Annotated in this window: 2 pseudogenes; both read left to right on the top strand. The window is 74.2% G+C overall.

Going from position 1 to position 384, the window contains the following annotated elements:
* A pseudogene (locus ACWCOM_RS18575) lies at window positions 1–192 on the top strand (IclR family transcriptional regulator); the annotation flags it as partial.
* Window positions 189–384 (top strand): annotated as a pseudogene (locus tag ACWCOM_RS18570) (hypothetical protein); the annotation flags it as partial. The pseudogenes ACWCOM_RS18575 and ACWCOM_RS18570, both read left to right, overlap by 4 nt.

Below are 384 nucleotides of genomic sequence, written 5' to 3'. Positions count from 1 at the left end.
CCGGCGGAGGAGAACGACATCGGCAGGGCCGCCATCGCCGCCCCGGTCCTGTCCTCCTCGCACCGGCGGCTCGCCGCTGTCACCCTGGCCGCACCGATGTTCCGGGCGGGCCTGGAGGACCTGCGCCAGCACGGGCCCCATCTGCAGGAGGCCACGGCCGAGCTGGGCCTCAAGCTGCCCCAGCGCCCATGAGCGGACCCGTCCCGGCACCGCCTTCCCGCGCCCCGACCACCCACCACGCACCCCGGGCCTGTCCGGGCCGTCCTTCCCGAGGAGTTCCCCTGAGCACCACGTCCGAGTCCTATCTGGTGGGGCTGATCGGTGACGGCATCACCGCCAGTCACACCCCGGCCATGCACGAGGCCGAGGCGCACCACCACGGCC

Source organism: Kocuria sp. KH4 (assembly GCF_053711175.1).
The sequence above is the reverse complement of the archived record's forward strand: the minus strand, read 5'-3'. Positions and strand labels throughout refer to the sequence as shown.